Source organism: Pseudomonas sp. PS02302 (assembly GCF_029959585.1).
GTDB lineage: Bacteria > Pseudomonadota > Gammaproteobacteria > Pseudomonadales > Pseudomonadaceae > Chryseomonas > Chryseomonas aestiva.
On the sequence record NZ_JASCON010000001.1, the window covers coordinates 109,154 to 123,210 of the forward strand.

Annotated in this window: 15 protein-coding genes; 2 read left to right on the forward strand and 13 right to left on the reverse strand. The window is 62.9% G+C overall.

The window, feature by feature from the left end:
* Positions 1-26: 26 nt before the first annotated feature.
* The 6 genes from QMX82_RS00560 to QMX82_RS00585 form a co-directional block, all read right to left on the reverse strand.
* A complete protein-coding gene (locus QMX82_RS00560; protein WP_280307755.1) occupies positions 27-758 on the reverse strand; it encodes a TraI domain-containing protein in 732 nt (243 codons plus the stop codon).
* An 80-nt stretch (positions 759-838) separates the two neighbouring features.
* Positions 839-2,356 (reverse strand): conjugal transfer protein TraG N-terminal domain-containing protein, encoded by a 1,518-nt coding sequence (locus QMX82_RS00565; RefSeq protein ID WP_282280836.1) that lies wholly within the window; start codon positions 2,354-2,356, stop codon positions 839-841.
* A gap of 15 nt (positions 2,357-2,371) precedes the next feature.
* The gene (locus QMX82_RS00570) at positions 2,372-2,557 is read right to left on the reverse strand and encodes a hypothetical protein (RefSeq protein ID WP_280307759.1); all 186 of its coding nucleotides are present in this window, start codon (positions 2,555-2,557) and stop codon (positions 2,372-2,374) included.
* A gap of 155 nt (positions 2,558-2,712) precedes the next feature.
* Positions 2,713-4,047, reverse strand: coding sequence for an integrating conjugative element protein (locus QMX82_RS00575; protein WP_280307761.1), 1,335 nt, complete (start codon positions 4,045-4,047; stop codon positions 2,713-2,715).
* A 74-nt stretch (positions 4,048-4,121) separates the two neighbouring features.
* Positions 4,122-5,057: a TIGR03756 family integrating conjugative element protein gene (locus QMX82_RS00580; protein ID WP_280307763.1), complete on the reverse strand. Its 936-nt coding sequence runs from the start codon at positions 5,055-5,057 to the stop codon at positions 4,122-4,124.
* Positions 5,054-5,386: a TIGR03757 family integrating conjugative element protein gene (locus tag QMX82_RS00585; RefSeq protein ID WP_282280837.1), complete on the reverse strand. Its 333-nt coding sequence runs from the start codon at positions 5,384-5,386 to the stop codon at positions 5,054-5,056. The genes QMX82_RS00580 and QMX82_RS00585 overlap by 4 nt, the downstream gene beginning before the upstream one ends.
* A gap of 418 nt (positions 5,387-5,804) precedes the next feature.
* Here QMX82_RS00585 and QMX82_RS00590 point away from each other — a divergent pair, with 418 nt between their 5' ends.
* Positions 5,805-6,275, forward strand: a complete 471-nt coding sequence (locus QMX82_RS00590; RefSeq protein WP_280307768.1) for an antitoxin Xre/MbcA/ParS toxin-binding domain-containing protein — start codon at positions 5,805-5,807, stop codon at positions 6,273-6,275.
* Complete coding sequence (locus QMX82_RS00595) at positions 6,272-6,775, forward strand: RES family NAD+ phosphorylase (RefSeq protein ID WP_282280838.1); 504 nt, start codon at positions 6,272-6,274, stop codon at positions 6,773-6,775. The genes QMX82_RS00590 and QMX82_RS00595 overlap by 4 nt, the downstream gene beginning before the upstream one ends.
* 272 nt (positions 6,776-7,047) lie before the next feature.
* Here QMX82_RS00595 and QMX82_RS00600 read toward each other — a convergent pair whose 3' ends face one another.
* The 7 genes from QMX82_RS00600 to QMX82_RS00630 are packed head-to-tail and all read right to left on the reverse strand — an operon-like array spanning position 7,048 to position 14,015.
* A complete protein-coding gene (locus QMX82_RS00600) occupies positions 7,048-9,915 on the reverse strand; it encodes a conjugative transfer ATPase (RefSeq protein WP_282280839.1) in 2,868 nt (955 codons plus the stop codon).
* Positions 9,915-10,343 (reverse strand): TIGR03751 family conjugal transfer lipoprotein, encoded by a 429-nt coding sequence (locus tag QMX82_RS00605; RefSeq protein ID WP_282280840.1) that lies wholly within the window; start codon positions 10,341-10,343, stop codon positions 9,915-9,917. Before QMX82_RS00605 ends, QMX82_RS00600 begins: the two co-directional genes overlap by 1 nt.
* Positions 10,324-11,718, reverse strand: a complete 1,395-nt coding sequence (locus QMX82_RS00610) for a TIGR03752 family integrating conjugative element protein (protein ID WP_282280841.1) — start codon at positions 11,716-11,718, stop codon at positions 10,324-10,326. Before QMX82_RS00610 ends, QMX82_RS00605 begins: the two co-directional genes overlap by 20 nt.
* Complete coding sequence (locus tag QMX82_RS00615) at positions 11,705-12,595, reverse strand: TIGR03749 family integrating conjugative element protein (protein ID WP_282280842.1); 891 nt, start codon at positions 12,593-12,595, stop codon at positions 11,705-11,707. The genes QMX82_RS00610 and QMX82_RS00615 overlap by 14 nt, the downstream gene beginning before the upstream one ends.
* Positions 12,592-13,260 (reverse strand): PFL_4703 family integrating conjugative element protein, encoded by a 669-nt coding sequence (locus QMX82_RS00620; protein WP_282280843.1) that lies wholly within the window; start codon positions 13,258-13,260, stop codon positions 12,592-12,594. The genes QMX82_RS00615 and QMX82_RS00620 overlap by 4 nt, the downstream gene beginning before the upstream one ends.
* The gene (locus QMX82_RS00625) at positions 13,257-13,676 is read right to left on the reverse strand and encodes a TIGR03750 family conjugal transfer protein (protein ID WP_282280844.1); all 420 of its coding nucleotides are present in this window, start codon (positions 13,674-13,676) and stop codon (positions 13,257-13,259) included. The genes QMX82_RS00620 and QMX82_RS00625 overlap by 4 nt, the downstream gene beginning before the upstream one ends.
* A gap of 21 nt (positions 13,677-13,697) precedes the next feature.
* Positions 13,698-14,015: a TIGR03745 family integrating conjugative element membrane protein gene (locus QMX82_RS00630; protein ID WP_237509559.1), complete on the reverse strand. Its 318-nt coding sequence runs from the start codon at positions 14,013-14,015 to the stop codon at positions 13,698-13,700.
* Positions 14,016-14,057 lie beyond the last annotated feature (42 nt).

Sequence of the window (14,057 nt, forward strand, 5' to 3'; positions counted from 1 at the left end):
AGCTTGCGCGCCAATTAGCGCCCGATTCAACAGGTGGCTTGGTCCATGACCGCTTGGGAGGCCTGGAAGGTCAGGTCGCCCAGGATCCCGGCCTGCGCTTCCTGACCGCTAATCATGAAAAGCAGGTTCGTCCACAGCGTCTCATAGCCACGGAGCCAGGCGAGCAGGTCTGTATCCAGGACGTGGCTGTACATCAGGGCAGTGGCAGCGCTGTGAAGGCGATAAGGCTGTTCAGGCAGGTAGTGGTAGCAGTAAGGCCGACGCAGCGGACCTTGCCAGGGGTACCACAGTGAACCGTCGTCCTGTTCCACGCACAGATCGACCACCAGCTTGCCAAGGTCCTGCAGGAGCGCTGCATAGGCAACGCCCGCCGTCCAGGCTTCAGCTTGCGCTGCCTGCTCCTCGGGCGGCGCACCGATTGGTAGCAGGCAAGCCTGACGCAGACGCAGCGCATAGCAGACCCGTTGCAGGGCGTGGTCGAGCATGCCGCCTGCATAGCGGTACGGCCCGTCCAGGGATACCGGAAAGGCCTGGACCAACTCGGCGTAGCGCTGCAGTGGCGTCCGGTACAAGCGATCAAATTGCTCACGGGATACGGCGGTTCGCTGCCAGATCTGGTCCATCAACGTCTGGCGTTCGGGGCGCTCCAGTAATTCCGCGCCGGGTAGAGGGTGATGCAAGCCATTACTCGCTAAGGCTGAGGTATTAGAGGCCGACGATACGGCCGCATGGAAGTGGCGACGCCAACGCATAAACATGGTGAGCGCTCCTGGGGTGTAATAGATCTGAGCCGCTTACTTGCGGAGTCTGTGTGACGTAGTGGCAGGTCCAATGGCCATCAGCGCATCCCCTGCCGAACGGCGTCCGTCCCTCTGGCGCCAGCGCGGCGCGCATCCTGGGTACCGCTCGCCAGTGCCTGAAGGGCCGCACCGGCCCGTAGGCCTGCCCAGGTCAGAGCCGTTATCCAGAACGTTGGAAAGGCGATAAACATCGTGGCCATGACGAAATTCAACAACAGGTCACCGAAGGCGTTGTTCAGGCCAATCAGCGGATCGAAGTTGCGGTAGGGACGTCCGGCGCCAAAGCCCCAACCATAGAGGGCATCCAGGATGGTGCTGTCGAGCCAACGGGCCAACTGAAACCAGAACTCCACGAAGAAGAGCGCGAACTGCACGGTGCTGAGCGTCAGCGTGGTCTTGAGGTCGTAGGTGCCTATGACCAGCAGCAAGGGAAGGCCAATCACCAGCGCCATTTTTAGCAGCGACAGCACCATCGGCAGTGCCTGACGCACGACGTCCATAGCGGGAAAGAACCCCAGGGATCCCAAGGCCAATCCCGTGTCTCCGGCCAAACGGGCGGCCATGTTAGGCAGCGACATATCCACCTGGCCGCCATAGTCGGTGTAGACCTGACCCTGATTCAGCTTCTGCTGGCGCGGCGCGACGACAGCGCGTATGACCGCATCGTCTACGGTCTGCCGGGAGACAAAGCCTGCCCACTGCGCCAGACGGTTCAGCAGGCCGGCATCAACCTGTGTCAGCAATCGCTCGCGCAGCCCCCGTCCTGGATCGGACCACCATTGGCGACAGGTTGGATAGCCTGCGCCGTTGGGACCCGGTGCCAGGCCTGCATCACGCGTCGCTTCGTAAGGCCAGGCGGCGCGTGGGGCACGCGCCCGGTCGATGTCATAAAAGCCGGGTGAGTTGAGAAAGTAGCGAGAGCCGATCCAGGTAACGTCATAACGCTGATCCGCAGCCAGGCCAGGGCGCTGCATGAACAGCCGGGCGCGCGAAGGGCCGTAGCACTCACGGGTGAAGTCGGCTACTTCCTGTGCGAGCAGTGGATCGGCAATGCGTGTGGCATCGAGCTCCATACGGATCTGTCGCAAGTCCGTGCCGCAGGGAATGGCCGCGATGGCCGCACCGGTCACAGCCTTTGACAGCGCGTGCACAAAGAACCACCAGACCGGTATCAGGGCCTGCTGTCCATTGAGCTGGGTATAGCTCAGGGCCCAGCCGGTCTTGGCAGGGGCCGCAACATCGGCTTGGCATTGGCGGGATCGGGTCGTATCAAACTGAAGGGTGTTCAGCGATACCGGGATCATGGGAATCGCTGCAAAGGCGATGATGCCGATCGCCAGGAGCATGCGGCTTTCGATGCGCCGGCTGGACAGTAGGCTCTGCTGGCTTTCATCCGCACTGACTGTACGAGCGTGTAGCCATTCCTGGGCCACGATCAGCAGAAAGGGCAGCGCAAAGAGACCGCTGGCCAGCAAGAGATTCCAGATGCCGTTATGGATAAGCCAGCCGACCAGGGTGAGGTAGTACTCAAGGTAGTCCGTGGTGTAGAGCGTCATGACAAGGTGTCCTCACTACACGGCGTGGGCCCAAAGGCGCCATTCCGCAACCGCCAGTGTCGACAGGGCCAGGCCTTCCAGCAGGTACAGACGTATCACGCCGCGTGATGACCCTTCGCGGGCGCGTACCCGTTGGTGCAGCCCATACCAGCCCCACACCGTGAGGCCATACAGGCACAGCCGCCACAACAACAGGAGCATCGCGTGCGCCTCCACCCAAGCGGTCCAGACCTGTAGTCGGTCTAGGGAAGGTTGGCCGAATTGCGGTGCCAGGAGGAGCACCACCAGGAGCACCAGCGCGGCCAGTGAGCGACGCCGCAGGCATTGTTTGCGGACCGCACGCCAAATAAGTTGCCTCATGGCGCATCCTCCTGAGGGGCCTGAATCACATCCAGGCGGCGGGGCGCGGCATCACCCTGGAAGATGCCGCTTGAGCGAGCGGCGCGTTCGCGTTGGCGATCGACCACACGCGACGCCGCATTGGTCGTCAGCGTCCTGCGCAGCTCCAGCTCGGTCTTCAGGTTACCGACCTCCTGGGTCAGGGTTTCCTGCTCGGTACGAAGGGTGCGCGTGGCGATCTCATTTGCGGCGACGTTGGGCTCCTTGAGACCGGTCAGCAGCAACCGCTGGAGCAACAGCGCTTGCTCCACGACGCGTGACAAGGCCACCTCGGAGGCAAGACGCTCGCTTAGTACATCTCGGTCCGGCTCATCGCGTAAGGCCTCGATGACACCTCGGGTGACGGGCAATGCGCGGCTACCCGCAGCGGTAAGGTGCTCGGAGGTGGTGGGCGTGGTGCCTGCCACGAGGTCGCGCAGCGTGCGCAGGACCTTGTCGTACTCCTCCTGGATCAGCGGCGTCAGGCCTACGCCGGGTGTGGTTTGGGTCTTGGTGCACTGCGTACAGGTTCTAAGTTCGCGCTCTCCTAAGACTCGATTGGCCCAGGCTGTCGCGGCGTGGGGCGACGGCCAGACCTGACAGATCAACCGGTCGTGGCACTGCGCGGGGTCCAGGTCGGTGGTCTCTTGAGCACTTCGCCCGTTGAGCAGGTTGTAGCCTGCCCGGGTCACATCGCTGATCAGGCGAATTGGGGGCTGATCACGTCCTCCTGCTGGCGCGCCGGCCACCCACGGCACGCCCTGCTGACCCCCGCGCGTTTCAGCCTGCTCGACCGCGGACACTCCGTCGCGACTGGCAAGGGTTTGCTTGAGCGCCATGCCTTCGGCTAGCTGATCCCATCCGGCGCTTCCGCCTGCGAGATCTGCCATGCGACCGGCCAGGGCGCGGCAACTGGCCTTGGAGCGATCAAAGTCCAGGCGCGCCTGCAGGATGCCGTTGGTGAGGAGGTTATACAGGGCAGGATCTGCCCGTTGGATGATGAGCGCGGGCAGTGAGGCCACTGCCCTGGTGGCGTTCTGGATGACGTTGTTCATCAGGCTGTGAAAGCCGTTGGTGACGCCATTGAGCTGATTTTGCACCGTGGTCGACAGGCTCATGTCGCCACAGACCAGGTTGCTGTTCCAGCCAACGCCCACACCCAAGCTCTCCATGTTGCCCGCCGGGCTCATGGACACCGCCCGGCCGCCGCCAATGCTGTAGAACACCTCGTCACTGAAGACCGGTCCGCTGAGGTTGATACCTGTGTTATCCAGGCGAAGTGATTGCGCGCCACTGTTGGTGAGCAGCAGCATGCCTGTGACGAGGTGCAGAGCCCGCCAAAGGCCCATTCGATGAGGAGGGGTCATGGAGATACCTACTGAGATCGCTACAGAAAGTCCTGGCTGCCCAGCAGCACCTGGCCCTGGCGCTCACAGCAGGCATAGGGGCGCCACAACGCCCAGGCGTAGTCGCCCTGCATGGCCTGTGGCCCTGCTTGGTCATGTGGGAACACCACGCAGGTGGACGAAAGCCGAGGCGCCAAGGGCTGCCACCTACCGGTTTGGGCATCGCCCTCTTTGAGCGGGCCGGCAGGCCAGTAACCCGGTTGCGGCTGCGCCCGCAGCGGCTGGTAGACGTGGGGCTGTCCCTCCCGTGTGACGATATCGCCTGCGCGCTGGGCGATGACGGCAGCGCCCTTGTAGTCATCGGCTTGATGCACAAAGCCGGTCCGGGGATAGACGGTGCTCCAGAGGTTGGCCTGCGCGCGGGTGCCAATCTCCCGTAGGCCGGGCGACACCGCTTCAGGATAGGCGCGCTCGGGTACGCCATATCGCCAGGCCAGGGTATCGAGGGTGCTGAGCAAATAGGGTTTGAAAGGCGTCCCGGCGCCACCGCAGGTGTAGCCAAACTGGCCGGCATACTGACCCAGGGCGGCAGCGCCGGGATGACCGATCACATCCGCATTCTTGAACAGGGCGAGGTTGTTTTCATGAGCATCGGCGCTGGTTCCTGCGCCGCCTGAGCGCGCCATGGACGTCGTCGGACTCAGCGCACGCAGGGCGTGCCACGGGTTTTCACCGGTGTTCGAATAGCTGGCAACGACGGCGTCCGGAACGTAATGCCTGACTTTGAGCGAGGTGCGGACGCTACAGCCGCCTAAGGTGCAGTAAAGCCAGTAGCAGATGCCGACAACGCGGTACTGCAGGCAGTCGGGTGAGGCCACCGAAGCCACGATCGTCGGGGTATCCAGCGCCAGTGCTGCGGTCGTGCTGGCAAGGGTTCCGGCCAGCAGCAAAGGACGCAGGCGAGCAGAACGCTTCATGGCCGGCGGCCCTGCTGGCGTTCGATACGTGCCACGGCCCGGGCCACGTTCGTATCGCCATAGACGACATAACGGTGATCAACCACTACGGCCGGCAGGTGAGTAAGGCCCAGATGCCAGGCCTGTAGGAGGTCTTGGTAGGCATTGGCCAGTTGCGGGGCGAGGGCCGGCGTCTGTTCCAGACGATGGCGAACCCTTTGTTCAGCAGTCGTAAGGTTGGGTGGTAGGTCTCGAGAAAGCTCTCCTTGCAGCCGCAAGGCCTCGTCGAGCAGAACGACACGGGCACCTTGAGTCTGGGTAAGTGGATGGTGGCGGTCCGTATAGGCCACAACGTCCGCAGCCTCTGCGCGAAGGCAGGCTAGCCCCAGGACCAAGGGTCCCAGACAGGTAGGGCGATACCGGGCATTACGATGGGGCATGGCGGCAGTCGTCTCCAGGCACGGGGATATGCCTAGTTCAAAAGACGACGAAGCCGAGTACCAGAAAGAATAGGGAAGCGGGCCTTACCGGATTTTTAGCGACGTTTTGCTTGAGTGCGCATGCGGTCAGCACCGGAGAACACCCTTTGTGGGCTGCAGTGATCGATGCTCAACTAAAACTCAACTGGCAGCGGGTCTGGACCACGCTGCCCCGTGCTGCGAAAGGCTGGAATGAGCGCTAGGCCAGCGCGCAATTGCTCATAGGTGTAGTGCATCATGCGCCAAATGTCGGTACCGTGTATGTCAAATGACGCTAGAGGGTTTTGTCATGACTACTGTCACCAGCCGGTCGACCAAAGACTATAACCTAGCCAAGCCGACATGGTTTCTCCTCCACATTGATGCTGGCCAGCTGAGTGATTACGACATCTACAAACGCACTACAGAGGGCTTTCACCGTCACGACGTAGATGCGTTGATTTCGGCATATCAGCCTTTGGCGCACAAAAAGATCACCAGCCGCATCATTGGCAAATCGATCCGTACGCTGCAACGCCAGAACAGCTCAGGCCGCTCCGAAAGGCTGGATGCTCTTCAAAGCGCGGTCGCGTTTCAGTACGCCAAGGTGCTAGAGGACGCAATCAATGTGTTCGGTGACCAGCAGCTTGCAGAGCAGTGGTTGAGTCGGCCCTGTAAGTATCTCGACGGAGACATTCCTTTAGATGTCATCCATAACCCGATGGGATTTCAGGCGGTCGAAGACTATCTAGAGCGAATTAAGTACGGGGTCTATCAGTGAATGCTTTGCCTTGGTCGGGAGCGTGGCATGCCTGGCGCCTCGACCGTGCTGAGTTTGCGGACACATGGGACAAAGGAATCGGAGCTCATAAGGTGGGTGGCCGATGGAATCCGCCGGGGTGCCACGTTGTGTACGCGGCTGCGGATCCTGCTACCGCGATCTTGGAAGTCGCGGTCCACACCGGGTTTGACCTGCTGGACATCGTCCCGCATGTGCTGACTTGCTTCACTGTGCTTGATCCAGACCTGATCAAGGTCGTGCAACCCGAGGACGTTCCTAACCCCAATTGGTTAACAGGTGCCCGGCCTTCCCCGAATCAGTGTCAGTTCGGGGACAACCTGTTAGATAAGCATCCGTTTGTCCTCATCCCCTCCACGGTATCTCGACACTCGTGGAATCTGCTCATGAGCTGCGATTTGGCAGAAGGCTCATACCGGTTGGAAAGTCAGGAGCGGTTTGGCCTCGATACGAGATTGCTTAAAAAAGTGAGCGAAGAGTAGAAAGATCAAAAGCGTTGCTCACGCGAACCCATAACTCTGATTTGCGTTTCGCATGCTTTCGGGTGGATTTTCCAGCATGAAACCAGCCTTACGGATGTAAAGCACCGCTGCTGCTGACGGTAAATTACCGCCTTGCTTGGATAAATCGATTTGGCCACGCTTGGGTGGAGCATGCAGATTAGGGTATGCGTTTTCTATAAAGCCTATGGCAGTGCGGCGACTGATCATCCCTGCGGATAATGAGCGACAGGTCTGCCTGAGCGGCCGCTTGTTCAGTTAGGCGGCGGCCTAGGAGGGTCCAGGAGGGCCGTGGTAATGCCACGCTGCTGGTCAAGCGCCTCTGCCATTTTGAACGCTGCGTCCAATTCGCTGAGCCCGTCCTGTTGCATATAGCGGTAGCGCTCAGCTTTTTCTTCCGGGTCGGTCATGGCCAAGGCCAGAACGAGGCTAGGCGGTACCACGCGAAAGAGCGTTTCCATCGACTTGGACAGGATGACCCCTTCGCTAAACTTGCCCGCCTCCTTGCGCGCAGAGCGCATCAAGGCCTTCTGTGCCGGCGTCAGCTCGCGGAAGCGGGCGATCTTCTCGACCTCATCGGGCGGCATCGACAGGCAGATCCACCACTCGATCATGTTGAGCATGGGTTCGGCTGCTGCTGGCAAGTCGTCCAGATTCTGAGTGGCCAGCCAGAACCAGGCGTCGAGCTTTCGCCACATCTTGGTGATCTTGACCACATAGGGTGCCAACAGTGGGTTCTTGGTGATGATGTGTCCTTCGTCGGTGACGTTGATCAAAGGGCGTCCCAGGAACTGATCGCGCTCAGCCAGGTTGTTCACGGCGTTGATCAGGCTGACGTAGGCCACGGCAAGCTGCGCGCCATAGCCCTCCCGGGCAAAGGTCGCCAGATCCACCAGGGTGATGTCAGCCTCAGGCCACGGGGTGCCAGGGCGATCAAAGAGTTCGCCGTCGCTGCCCTGACAAAACAGGCTCATGGCTTCGGCCATTTCCAAGAGGCGGGCGCGTCGAGGTTCGGGAAGGGCGTCGTCGCGCGCCTGCTCGCGTAACGTGGCGCAGAAATCGCGGGTCAGCACGGGCTGTCCCTGTGCGACACAACGTTCGGCGGTCGCCAACAGGCACTGACGCAGCAGGCTTCGGTCTGCGCGGGTCATGCGTGCGTCCTCGCGTGGATCACCGCCGGTGATCATTAGGCGCGCGATGATCTCCAGTTCGCCCAAGACATCACGTTGCTCATCCGACGCCTCCGAATGCTCACCCTCTGTACTGTCGAGCGCTTCGGTCATGGTTGGTGTGACCAGTCGCCAAGCATCGGCAAAGGGGGCCAGGCTGATGCCGCTGCCCGGTGTGAGGGTTACGCGGTGAACGGATAACCCCAGGCGGGCGGCGAAGTCGGCAAACAGTCCAAAGGAGTTACCGGCCTCGACGATGAATAATCGAGGTCGGTACAGGGCGGTCACCTGCTGCAGTAGGTAATTCAAGGTCGCGCTCTTGCCCGACCCGGTTGGACCGAACAGAAACAGGTGGGCGTTCATCTGGCGATCAAGGCGGCTCAGCGGGTCGAAGGTCACCAGACCTCCGCCTCGATTGAAGAAGGTGATGCCGGGATGACCCGTTCCCGTACTACGGCTCCAGACAGGGGCCAGGTTCGCGACGTGCTGCACGAACATCAACTGGGTATACCAATGCCGGCGGTCGGCCGCAGGATCAAAGACTGCGGGTAGCCAACGAAGGTAGCTGTTAAGCGGCGCCACCTCCGCGTCTTCGCGTACCACCTGCAGGCCTGCCGTCAGCAGCACGTTGTTAAGTGTATGGCAGCGTTGGCGCAGACTCTCCATTGCCGGTGCGCGCACATAGAACGCCAGCGCGCCTCGATACAACTTGTGCTGTCCGCCAATCAGGGCTCGGGCCTGTTCGACGTCCTGGCGGGTGTGCAGGGAGGCGAGGGTGTCGCCCACGGCCTTACGTGCCAGCGTATTGAGCTGCGCTTCCAATCCATCCTGTGGCGTTGCGACTACCGTCAAGCACATCACCGTGCCCTCTGGTAGCTGATCCATTACCGCATTAAGGGCCTCACCATGCCGCATCTCACCGCTCAGGTGGCCTGCTTCCGGAGGCTGACGCAGTCGATCAACCACCAGGACGCGATGAGGCTGATCGTCGAAGTACCACACCCCTGTTGTTCGGTCTGAGCGAGGTGGCGTGAAGAAAAGGCGCTGCGCAAAATCGGTCCCGCTGGCCAATTCCAAGGCGTCGGGTGGTGTCGTGTCCGGATAGCGGGTCAGGGTGTAGAAGCGTGCCTTGTCGGCGTCGGTATGGCCCAGGTGAGTGGGATCGGGATTGAACCAGCGCAGCAGCCAGTCATGGATGGCGGCAGCGTCCAGGCGTGTGCTGGACACACCCGCGCTGGCAAGCGCCGCAATAAGGCGGTCGCAGGTTGCATTCAGATCCTGCTCAGGCGCTGACACAGGGCTGCGGCGCGCGGTGGCGGGAAGGCGCCGGTAGACGACCATCCGGGTACGTCGGTGCTGCCCACGCCAGGGCAACTGGGTCACGGTGGTGTCGTCGAACAGTCCGCCAGGCGTGCTGACCGCCTGCAGGTGGCGGGCGGTCAGACGCAGGTAGTAGTCCGTGAAGATGCTGTGACGCGCGAGAGGGCGGACGTACTCGGACAGTGTGTTGAGGTAAGCCTCGAAGGTGGGCTCGTCCTGGGCATAGAACTGTACGACCCAGGGGCTCTCGTCGTGCTCATCGAGTGTTTCCTGCAGGGCGGTTTCTACGGCGTCGCGCGCTTGCGCGAACCAGTCAGGCTCGCGTCCTTCTGTCGCCAGTGGTTGCAACTCGAAGAAGGCCGCCACCGAGCGGCCATCGTCCAAGAGCATGCACTGCGCGTCAGGCAGGTATTCCACCCACGGCAGGAGATCGACGAACGAGGGCGCCTGGGCGTACAGCCTGTCCTGATCCGCCTGGGTGGCAGGCCGGCGTTTGGACGGGTCCAGGCAGGCGCCCGGGGCGGCCAGCCCGTGCTTGGCTAGCCGCATGACATGGGCCTGCCAGGCATCCGATGACTGAGGATCCGGTGTCGTCTGGCGCAGGCGCGGCCAGCGGAGCCAAGCGCGGCGCATCAGTAGTCCTCCACGCGCTCACCGGGCAGGGCGTAGGGTACGTGTCGATAGAGCGGAAATACTGTGCTGTAGCCTGGTACCGGAACCGACTCCTCGCCGGCCAAATGCGGGAAGACATACATCACCAGGTCAGGGTTGGGCAGGCGGGGAAACTGCTGGTTGAGGGAATGAGCGCGCTGGCGCAGGTCTGCACGCGGGCCGCTGGAGGGGTGCTCATCTCCGACGGACAACGGACGATGCACCTGCTGCCGGGCCTCGTTCAGGCGAACCTCGGCGCCCTGGACACTGCTCGTGTGGGTACGCCAGAGGTCGAGCATGCTGTGATCACCGGGCGGCAGTAGGGTGTCCTTGCTGGCGCAGCCTGCCAGCGCAAGGGTCAGCAGCGGGGTGGCAAGCGAGAGCGTCGTGTTAGTCCAAGGGCGCTGCATGGAGGCCTCCGGTCAGGTGATGAACGCGTCGCCCTTGGGGGGCGTAATCCAGCGTGACAGGCCGCTCCAGGTGAACCGCGACCTGGGCGCCGGGCTTGACGTACACCGCCGCGAAGGCTTGGCCATAGAACCGGTTGACCCACTGCGACAGGTCCTGCATGCCACTGGCCAGGATCTGGTTGAGTGCCCCCTGTCCGGGCGTGCTGGTGGTGCCGAACGTGCCGGCGCCGCTGAAGACGGCCTGCGTGCCCTTGTCGGCTGACAGCAGCGATGCCGCGCCGGCACCTGCAGCGGTGATCAAGGCCTGCGAGCCCAGGTACTGGGCCGCATTGCTACGCCGTTCACCCGCTACGCAGGGAATGCCTTGGTCATCGCTGATCCAGCCCAGGGCGTTGTCCGCTGACTCACCGCGCCGGGCCTGGCCGCTGGGCGGGTCATCGTCAGGCAGGGTGCGGATCGTGCCGTCGGTAAAGACGAAGGTCAGGCTGCGGATCTGTCCGCGGACGCAGGACAGGGTCCAGTCGCCAGAGGCCGTTCCGCTAACCACGGCGCCGGCCACGTCGGGTAATTCGATGCCGTTGGCGGTCAGGTTGTCCGGGCCGATCAGCACCTTGAAGGGGTAGGGGTCATTCACCGTGCCGTCGACGGGGACTCGGCCGATCAGGGCCGTCATGGCGACCGAACCTACCAGGGTGGCATTGGCCGGCAAGGTATAGACCGGTTTGGCCGGAGCATCAGGCGCGTGGCTCATTCGGTCGTTAGGGGCTGGGGCAGGTGGCAACTCAGGGGCTAATCCCAGCTGCAGTGGATGCGCCTGGCTCTTGCTGGGCGGAGCGTCAGGTGGCACATCGCTTGGCTCAATCCAGCGCAGTGGTGCTTCAGCCGTCGACTCTTGGGTGGGCTCCAGGCCGAGTCCTACCGGCAGCTCCGTAGCATCGTCCTGTACGGGGGTGTGCAGGCGCTGCTTGACGTCGTTGAGCAGTTGTTCGGTCTGTTGCCGTTCACGCGCCAGCTGCTCCTGAGCCTGCTGCCGCTGCGCCCGCTCAGCCTGCAGGGCGTGCTCGATTCGCTGATCAACCAGCGCGGTTGCATCCTCAGGACGGTCGGACGCCTGACGTGAGTGCTGCACATCGCGCGTTGCAGTCTCCAGCTCCTGACGCAGCTGCTTGACCTGAGCTACCAGGGTCGCGACGGTGTCCCGAGGGGAGTCGCCTTCAACCCCCAAAGCGGCGCGTTCCTCTTGGGTCAGCGCATGAGCGGTTTCGGGCTCAACATCAGACGTACTGGAGGACCCGGTGCATCGCGTAAGGCCAACGGCAGTCATCATGCCGGCCAGGGGAATGGCCGCCCATTTGAGTAGGCTACTGGTCTTCATCGACATTACCGTGGCGCAGCGCGCGCAAGACAGGAGGGCAAGGTGCGACGTCTGGGAAGGGCGTGACCCTGGGGAGCACGGCGCCCCGCAGTCCCTGGTGGCGAGTAACGAGATAAACCACTGTGGTATCGGTGGCCTGACCGGATGGGCCAAGGTCGGGGTGCTGGAAGGTGGCAGCCACAAAGTCGCCCTGTAGTGCTTCGGGCACCAACGCGATAGGACGTGCGCTTTGATTGCTCAGGCGAACTGCGGTGACCCGCAGGTGCTGCAGTTGCCAGGCGACGAGGGCGCGTGCCCTAACCGGTAGCCCTGGCAACAGGCTGTCCAGGGGCAGCTCTTGCTCCACCGCGGCGGGGCGAATGCCCTTGACCGGCTCAAGGGTGCGTAAGGGTGCATAGAGACGCTGGGCGGCATAGCGGGTCAGGGTCATCGCCAGGGCCGCGTCCGGAGCGCTCTGAGCAGTACCGGCTTCGGGCGTAGTCGGCGCAGGCGGCGAGCCCTCTTCTGGCGCATCCAGGACGATACGAATCGGCTCCGCTGCCGGTTGCCCCGATTTGGCCGGCTCTGCGGCGATGTCGAGCAGGATGATCATGCCCGTCTGCACATCCTGTACCTGCAGCCGCGTGGGCGGAAGCACGGTGCTGGCGCGCAGGTACAGCGCGCCGCCGGTGCTTTGGATACGTAAGCGATCATTCAGGGCTGTAGGGACGCCAACGCGCACCTTGCGGTCAAGGAACACGACACGTTCCTGGCCTACCGTGAGCGGCACCGCGAGGGGCAGGCGCTTCCAATGCAGGATCTGTGTGGCATGACCGGGTGCTGGCACACCGAGCCCAAGGAACAGCGCGGCGAGCAGGGATAGGGGCTGGCGAGTCATGTGGCGGCTCCTGGTTCTTGAGCAGGCGTCGGGTCCGGATGGGGGTCGATGCGTTGTGGCGGCTGGGCATAGCAGTCCAGCGCAAGGCCGAACGGGTTGTGCTCAGGGTCTTGATCCAGCCGTACGACCTTGAGCTGGTAGCGCACCAGCGCCCGCTTGATCTGCTCGCTGCTGTAGTACTCGTCCGCCGTCAGATCCAGCGTGACGATCCAGTCGCGAGCCGAGATCACCCTGACCCGACGCGCCGGGTCCTCGCCGTAGCCGCGTCCTGGGATTTCGTAGACGCCCCGGACGCGTAGCCGCAGCTCGCCGTTGGCGCGTCGACGCTGATAGTCCTGCTCGAGGAAGGCCTGGCAGGCGGGCGTGAGGTAGGCCGAGAGGGTTTTGAGGTTGCGCGGGTAATCCGCCTCGCCATCGCTGGGCCAGCGCTGCAGCTGCTGCCAGATGTAGAAGGCGAAGGCATAGACGTTTTCGGGCGGTACGTCCCACCAGCGTCGGGTGCTGCCTGAACGCAGGTCAGGCGGGATATGGATGGTCAGATCCCGCGGCGCGCTCCACCAGCCAAGGCCCAGTAGCAACGCCAGTAGGGCCAGGGCAGCGGCGGACAGGCGAAGGGTGCGTATGTGCGCCTGCAGATGCACAATTTCGTGGCGAAAGCGGCTCATGACCAGCGCTCCCCTTTACGCAGGACCGGCCGGGAACGTCGTGTGCTCCAGGTGCCTGAGCGCAGGATCAACGCCTGTCCGCCGACCCAGGCGGCCAGGAGGGGGAGGCAGGTTGCTACCTGCCATTGCAGGTGCCGATGCAGCCAGGTATCAGGTCGTCCGCGCTTGAGGGTCTGCAGCAATCCGCTGCTCAGGTAGAGCCCAACCGCCAGGGTGATGAGGATGCCGGTGGGCAACACCGCCAGCTGCCCAACTACAACCGCCAGCGGCAGACTCAGCCCTAGCCCAATCAACGCAAACAGCGTGGTAGCAAACCAGAGCTCGTCCGCGGTCAGCCCTCGGACAACAGCCGGTTGGCGATTGAGTCGGTGGGGCAGGAACAGAACCTGGCCGTCTTCGGCGCGTACAGTCTCCATGGTGAGGGGCCGCTCCGCGTGTCAGAGCACACCGATGGCGGTGGTCAGCAGCCAGATCCCCACAACCAACAGCATGGCGCCTACGGCCACGGTGAGACCAAATTGCCCCCAGGTGGCGCGGCCAGTGTGGATCTCGGAGTAGCGGGTATAGGCGTGGTAGCACACGCCGATAAACATGGACGCCACGACCAGCAGCGCAACCAGCATGACGATGTCGTAGCCGTAGTTCTGCAGGGTTTGCAGGATACCGGTGCCCTGGCCACGGGTGGGCGCTTCCATCTTGGGCAAGCCAGCGGCGTAGGCGCCTTCAATCAGCCCGATACCACTGACGGCCGTCAGAGATTGAGCAAGACGGCGAGGGCAGATGTGCAACAGCGATGT